The sequence below is a fragment of the Acinetobacter sp. YH12102 genome (assembly GCF_013419125.1).
GTDB lineage: Bacteria > Pseudomonadota > Gammaproteobacteria > Pseudomonadales > Moraxellaceae > Acinetobacter > Acinetobacter pseudolwoffii.
Window position 1 is genome coordinate 1 of sequence record NZ_VPAS01000036.1, and the last position, 6439, is coordinate 6439.

At 37.4% G+C, this 6439-nt stretch carries 4 protein-coding genes and 6 pseudogenes; 5 read left to right on the forward strand and 5 right to left on the reverse strand.

What is annotated here, in order from left to right; translation table 11 throughout:
• From FTU42_RS14445 to FTU42_RS14450, 4 genes and pseudogenes are all read left to right on the forward strand, one after another.
• Positions 1–75, forward strand: a pseudogene (locus FTU42_RS14445) (IS6 family transposase); the annotation flags it as partial.
• Positions 76–773: 698 nt separating this feature from the next.
• Positions 774–890, forward strand: a pseudogene (locus tag FTU42_RS15055) (hypothetical protein); the annotation flags it as partial.
• An 87-nt stretch (positions 891–977) separates the two neighbouring features.
• Positions 978–1117, forward strand: a pseudogene (locus FTU42_RS15005) (cation transporter); the annotation flags it as partial.
• A gap of 177 nt (positions 1118–1294) precedes the next feature.
• Positions 1295–1909 carry a thiol:disulfide interchange protein DsbA/DsbL gene (locus FTU42_RS14450; protein ID WP_004281236.1) on the forward strand — a complete coding sequence of 205 codons (615 nt, stop codon included), beginning with the start codon at positions 1295–1297 and terminating at the stop codon, positions 1907–1909.
• A 76-nt stretch (positions 1910–1985) separates the two neighbouring features.
• On the opposite strand, the pseudogene FTU42_RS15060 reads toward FTU42_RS14450, so the two are convergent.
• Positions 1986–2087, reverse strand: a pseudogene (locus FTU42_RS15060) (TetR family transcriptional regulator); the annotation flags it as partial.
• 128 nt (positions 2088–2215) lie between these two features.
• Positions 2216–3114: pseudogene (gene dmeF / locus FTU42_RS14455) on the reverse strand (CDF family Co(II)/Ni(II) efflux transporter DmeF); the annotation flags it as partial.
• A gap of 80 nt (positions 3115–3194) precedes the next feature.
• Between dmeF and FTU42_RS14460 the strand changes: the two are divergent.
• Positions 3195–3461, forward strand: a complete 267-nt coding sequence (locus FTU42_RS14460; protein ID WP_159516729.1) for a metal/formaldehyde-sensitive transcriptional repressor — start codon at positions 3195–3197, stop codon at positions 3459–3461.
• Positions 3462–3506: 45 nt separating this feature from the next.
• On the opposite strand, the gene FTU42_RS15065 is transcribed toward FTU42_RS14460, so the two are convergent.
• From FTU42_RS15065 to FTU42_RS14475, 3 genes and pseudogenes are all read right to left on the reverse strand, one after another.
• The gene (locus FTU42_RS15065; protein WP_094148905.1) at positions 3507–3632 is read right to left on the reverse strand and encodes a YHYH domain-containing protein; all 126 of its coding nucleotides are present in this window, start codon (positions 3630–3632) and stop codon (positions 3507–3509) included.
• Between the two features lie 124 nt (positions 3633–3756).
• On the reverse strand, positions 3757–6234 hold the full coding sequence (locus FTU42_RS14470) for a heavy metal translocating P-type ATPase (protein ID WP_159138927.1): 2478 nt from the start codon (positions 6232–6234) through the stop codon (positions 3757–3759).
• Positions 6235–6364: 130 nt separating this feature from the next.
• Positions 6365–6439 (reverse strand): annotated as a pseudogene (locus FTU42_RS14475) (IS6 family transposase); the annotation flags it as partial.

The following is a 6439-nucleotide window of genomic DNA, read 5'->3' on the forward strand; positions in this document are numbered from 1 at the left end:
GGACAAGCATCGTCATTTTATTATGGTCAGCCTCAGGGTGAAGTGTGTCTAATCAACAGGGTTTTCGGTCTCTAAGTACTTTTTAAAGGGAACATCATCGACTCAAATCTCTATTTGCAACAGTGCCTAATTAAATCCCTTACAATTCAAATTTTTCAGCAACAACTTATCTTTGTTAAAATAGTATTAATTTATTTTTTTTAGGACAAACCTTAACAAAATTACAAATTTGTAATTTGGTTGTCATTTAGGTGTATATATCTAGGAATTAGTATATGAAGAAATTATTTTTTGGTCCAAGATATGATTAGATTCAATAATATATATATGAAGATTGTTTTAGTTATTTTTACTATAGTTTTTTCAACCAGTAGTTTTGCTGATGGGGGACTTCGTTTCTTAGAGAAAAATTTAGAAATAATTAACAATGAAAAAAGCAAAGGGTGTGAAGAGAATTAATTCAAAATTATAATGAAGCACATATAACTAGGAAAACTAAAAATTAGTTATTTTTAGTATGGTGTAACTAAGATTAATTAATTTTTTTAAATCGAATGATAAATATATTTATTGTTTTTAATTTATTCTTTACCATTTTCAAATTTTTAAATAATCCGAAAAGACTATTTTAAACTTTAGGGTTACATATGCTCCTATACATAGGCAGGAATAAATATGCAACTTAGTATATTTGCAACAATAGTACTGGAAAGATTCATGTAATAATGCTTAAAACTCTCTAATTAGTTAGGGAGGCATTGGAATTGGAGAAAAAAGTAAAGTGCCCACTAGCAAATGTGGTTATTGGAGGAATTATCTCATCAACCCTTCTTATGTTGGTTTTATTACCAATATTGTCCCGGTGGATAAATGAAAAGAAAGCTTCTTGACCAATTATAGTAAGCAATTTTTAGCAGAAATATTGAGGCTTACTCAAGTCTCTCAGCTAATCGTAAATAGAATAAGGAAACTATTGTATGTCAGAAGATCATTCTCAGAGCCACGCGGCTGTTACTGAAGAGAATAGTAAGAAGCTAATATTTACTGTAGGTTTGACCACTACGTTTTAATCGTAGAAATTATAACCGTTTTTATTACTCAAAGTTTAACTTTTGTGATTATCTAAAAACACATAGCGGTCGAATGGCCATATTAACTGACTTAAAATCAGTCGCATACTTTAATGTAGCGGTTCTGATAGCACAAAAGTTCGCAGCATGAAAACGGAACCGGCATAATTGATTTATAGTGAACCCATACACTAAGCATAATGATTTAGAGGACGATAATCCCAATGAAAAAATTCCTTTTAGGAGCTGTTGCCGCATCTGTTTTGGCCTTTTCAGGCAATGCTATGGCCAATTTTGTGGCAGGTCAGGACTATCAGGTGGTTGCAAAACCAGTCAAAGTCGAAAAACCGGGCAGAATTGAGGTACGTGAATTCTTCTGGTACGGCTGTGGTCACTGTTTCGCGCTTGAACCACATATGCAGGGCTGGTTGAAAAAATTACCAAAAGATGTACGTTTTGTACGTACGCCGGCTGCAATGAATCCACTCTGGGAGCAGGCAGCGCGTGCTTATTATGTGTCTGAAGCATTGGGTGTGCGTCAAAAAGCACATTTACAATTATTCCATGATATTCATGATAAGCAACGTCCAATTTTAGAACAGGCGCAATTGGCCAAGTTCTATACCCGCTATGGTATTCCTGAAGCGAAATTTAACAGCACTTATAAATCTTTCCCGATCACTTCGAAAATTGCCCAAGCCAAAAATCTGGCTGCTCAGTATCAGTTAAGTGGTGTTCCGGCAGTGACCGTGAATGGTAAATATATTGTGCAGGGTAATGATGCCAAAGTCATTCAGGTGGTGAATTACCTGATCGAGAAAGAGCGTAAAGCCAAATAAGACGCGATTGATTATCTCTAAAAAAAACCTGCATCGAATCTGCAGGTTTTTTTATTTAAACTGGAGGAATGGTTATTTACGTCCTGACTGCCGGATCTGGTGTTTCTATCGGCGGGCGATACCAGTGTAAAATTCCTCGGAATAAGAGCTGCATCTGCAACACGCTTTGCGCTTTAAAGTAATGAATTTTCCTTTCTATTTCAACACGCAGAATTGCCGAGGCGCCCCGACGCTCTACAACAAACAAATTCTAATCTAAGATTTACATAAATAGACTGATAAAGTTTAAAAGGAATAAATATTAATTTAAACAACATGGAAATTCTTGTTAATTTCAACAGAAATATGAACAATCTCTTCATGAATTGACAAAGCTTTACGAACTACCTCTGCTGTTAAGGAGTCATTAACTGTATTTAGGGATAAAATACATGAAAATTTACTTCTACCTACTTTCCAGACATGCAGATCAGTAATCGTAATTTGGTTATCTAATTCCTCTACAACTTCCTGAATCTCCTTTACTACAGGATGTTCCATCTCTGCATCAAGCAATGTTTTACCTGTTTCTCTAATCAATCCCCAAGACCATTGTGCTACAAGCACTGCACCTACGATCCCTAGAATTGCATCTAAAAATCCCATCCAAAATACTTCCCTGCGAAAAGTGCAATAATCGCTAATACAGAAGTTACTGCATCTGCTACTACATGAAGAAAAGCGGCTTTCTGGTTTAAGTCATGGTCATCATGAGAGTGATGATGGTGGTGGTGACCATTTTCACGTAGTAACCAGGCACAAATAAAATTAACGATCAAGCCAACAATCGCAATTGAAATTGCCTCGTTGTAGTGAATATTCACAGGATTGAATAAACGTTCTATCGATTGAACACCCATGAATACAGCAACAACCATCAATAAAATGGCACTCGAATATCCAGCTAAGATTTCTATCTTCCATGTACCGAAACAGAATCTCTGATCACGAGCATATTTTCGAGCCATTTTATAGGCAAAATAAGCTAAGCCCAATGCCAACATATGAGAACTCATATGCCATCCATCAGCCAATAAAGCCATGGAATTAAAGAACCATCCTCCAAAAATTTCAAACACCATCATTACACCAGTGAGGATGGTTGCGATTAAAATTTTCTTTTGTGCTAAAGGATTTCCTTCGTCAAATTGATGCGAATGGTCACTTTTAACATTATTTAGATATTACATTTTATTGCACCACAATTAATACTCCCCCATAGTATATGTTCTTGAGGTTGAATAGTATGTCTCACTTAAATCAGAACAAAAAAATTTTAAATCGGATTAGACGAATTCAAGGTCAAACTAATGCCCTTGAACAGAATATTTTAAATTCTGAAAATTCTTGTATTGAGGTATTACAGCTAGTTGCAGCAATTAAAGGTGCGATAAATGGCTTAATGAATGAGTTAATAGAACTTCATCTTAGAGAACATGTACTCGGTGATACTGAGAAAATAAAGGAAAAAGAACTGAATGAATTTTTAGCTTTAGTTAAACGCTACTTATAACTTTAAAGCACAGTCTTTTAAATAAAAAAACTGTGTGCGCACCTATTAATGACAGTGGTAATCACCAGTTTTACTGTTGGTATGACAACCCTGTGAGTTCGTTCCCCCAGAATGAGCATTCGCATAGGTAAATGACATGCCTATAAAGCATATTAATAAAATTCTTTTCATCTTAATCCCTCTCAAATAATTAGAATATCAACTGTATGATATTTAATAAAAGCCAACATGGCTTAGACTATTTCCAAATATATAAAGTAAAGCCAACAAAACTTTAAATGTATATAAAAAATGGTTAAATAATTGCAAGGGGGGCTTTAAAACGTTTTAATCGTAAAGCATTTCCTAGTACAAATATTGACGAGAGAGCCATTGCACCAGCAGCAAATACAGGAGAAAGTAGCAGTCCAAATTGCGGATAAAGTACACCTGCTGCAATAGGAATCAGAGCTGCATTGTAAACAAATGCCCAAAATAAATTTTCACGAATATTGGTTATAGTCGCTTTGCTTAAAGCGATAGCATTTGGCACTCCTTTCAGGTTGCCAGACATCAAAACCACATCAGCAGCTTCAATAGCTACGTCTGTACCTGTACCTATTGCTAAACCAATATCTGCTTCTGCAAGTGCAGGGGCATCATTAATGCCATCTCCAACATATGCGAGTTTACCATATTGATTTTTTAATTTTTTAACGGCCTCTATTTTACCTTCTGGTAAGACTTCTGCAATAACCTCATCAATACCTAGTTTTTTTGCAATCGCTTGAGCTGTATGACGGTTATCACCTGTAATCATGGCAACCTTTAAACCTAACTGATGTAACGCTTCAATTGCAGCAAATGTTGATTCTTTAATTGGATCTGCTACAGCAATAATGGCAGCAAGTTTCTGGTCAATCGCAACATAGAGAGGGGTTTTTCCTTCTTCTCCCAAACGATCCGAAAATTGAGAAAAAACATTAGGATTCAAACCTAGTTTTTCCATATATCGATCTGCACCAATATGAACCAAATGTTCAGACACCGTTGCTTCTATTCCATAGCCCGTGACTGACTTGAAATCAGCAACAGGAGACAGGATTAATTCCTTATCTATAGCGGCTTGTACAATTGCTCGAGCAATAGGATGCTCAGACTTTGATTCAACGGCTGCCATAAGTGAAAGTACGGCATTGTATTCAAACCCTTCTAAGACATGCAGATCGGTTAAAATTGGTTTCCCTTCAGTCAGGGTCCCTGTTTTATCAACAGCAACCACTTTAGTTTCTTTGAGCAGCTGCAAAGCTTCCCCTTTACGGAATAAAACACCCATTTCAGCACCACGCCCAGTTCCCACCATGATTGATGTAGGCGTTGCAAGTCCCATTGCACAAGGACATGCAATAATGAGTACCGCAACTGCATTAACTAAGCTAAACGTTAGGGCTGGCTCAGGGCCGAAGATAAACCAAGTAATAAAAGTTAAAAGAGAGAGACCCATTACTACAGGTACAAACCACATGGTAATTTTATCAACCAATGCCTGAATAGGCAGCTTGGAACCCTGTGCCTGTTCAACCATTCGGATGATTTGAGAAAGCACTGATGAACTACCAACAGAGGTGGCTTTGATATTTAAGCTGCCACTTTGGTTAATTGTTCCTCCTACCACAGTAGAGCCTATCGTTTTTTCAACGGGCATAGGCTCGCCAGTAATCATGGATTCATCAATAAAACTTTGGCCGTGAATAACTTCACCATCGACAGGGATACGCTCGCCTGGTCTAATCTCTACAATCGTTCCTGTTTGAACTTCGGCAATCGGAACTTCTATCACCTGATTATTGAGCTGTATTCTGGCAACTTTAGGCTGCATTCCAACTAGATGTTGAATTGCTAAAGACGTTCGGCCTTTTGCCTTGGCTTCAAAAAATCTACCTAATAGAATTAAAGTGATAATAACCGCTGCAGCTTCATAATAAACATTGACCGTGCCTTGTGGCAGGACACTTGGAAAGAAAGTAGCAACCACTGAATAAAGATAAGCAGCCAATGTTCCTACAGCCACCAAGGAATTCATGTCTGGTGCTAAGCGGAATAAACTTGGGATGCCCTTTTTGAAGAAGCGTCGGCCTGGAAAAATTAATGCTACTGTGGTCAAGAAAAATTGCATTAACCAGCTATTTTGTTGGCCAATGTTATCCATCATAAACGTATGAAAGGCGGGAATCAGGTGTGATCCCATTTCTAAAATAAAAACGGGTAGAGTCAATAAGACTGACAAAATTAAATCTTTTTTAAGTTTTTCTAATTCAATATTCTTTTTATCTTGAAAGCTTTCCGTAGTTTGATGAACTGACTTTGCTTCAAACCCTGCTTTGGTGACAGCCTGAATTAACGAGTCACGAGTGACAGATGAGCTTGCCTGAATAGTCGCTTTTTCAGTAGCCAGATTTACATGAGCCGACTCAACTCCTTCAACAGATTTTAAAGCCTTTTCTACTCGACCTACACAAGAAGCACATGACATACCCTCTATCGTAAGCTCTATCGGTTGCAATACTTCCACTTCGTAGCCTGCTTTTTCTACGGCTTTAATTAAAGTAGCGCGATCAAGTGGTTGATGCGCATAAATGACTGCTTTTTCGGTAGCCAGATTTACATGAGCCGATTCAACACCCTCAACAGATTTTAAAGCTTTTTCCACACGGCCTACACAAGAAGCACATGTCATCCCCTCAATCTCTAATGTTTCACTGTAGTGTGGCGTATCAGTCATTTCGGTACTCATATACGATCTCTATCATTTAGATATGCTGAGTTCTATATGCGAAGATCAGCTCGAACCAAGATAATTGGGAATTCAGGCGGCACTGTTGCAAATAGTGATTTGAGTCGATGATGTTCCCTTTAAAAAGTGCTTAGAGACCGAAAACCCTGTTGATTAGACACACTTCACCCTGAGGCTGACCATAATAAAATGACGATGCTTGTCC

Coding starts and splice junctions, on each gene's coding strand:
- FTU42_RS14450 (WP_004281236.1), top strand. CDS start 1,295: ATGAAAAAATTCCTTTTAGGAGCTGTTGCCGCATCTGTTTTGGCCTTT.
- FTU42_RS14460 (WP_159516729.1), top strand. CDS start 3,195: ATGTCTCACTTAAATCAGAACAAAAAAATTTTAAATCGGATTAGACGA.
- FTU42_RS15065 (WP_094148905.1), bottom strand. CDS start 3,632: ATGAAAAGAATTTTATTAATATGCTTTATAGGCATGTCATTTACCTAT.
- FTU42_RS14470 (WP_159138927.1), bottom strand. CDS start 6,234: ATGAGTACCGAAATGACTGATACGCCACACTACAGTGAAACATTAGAG.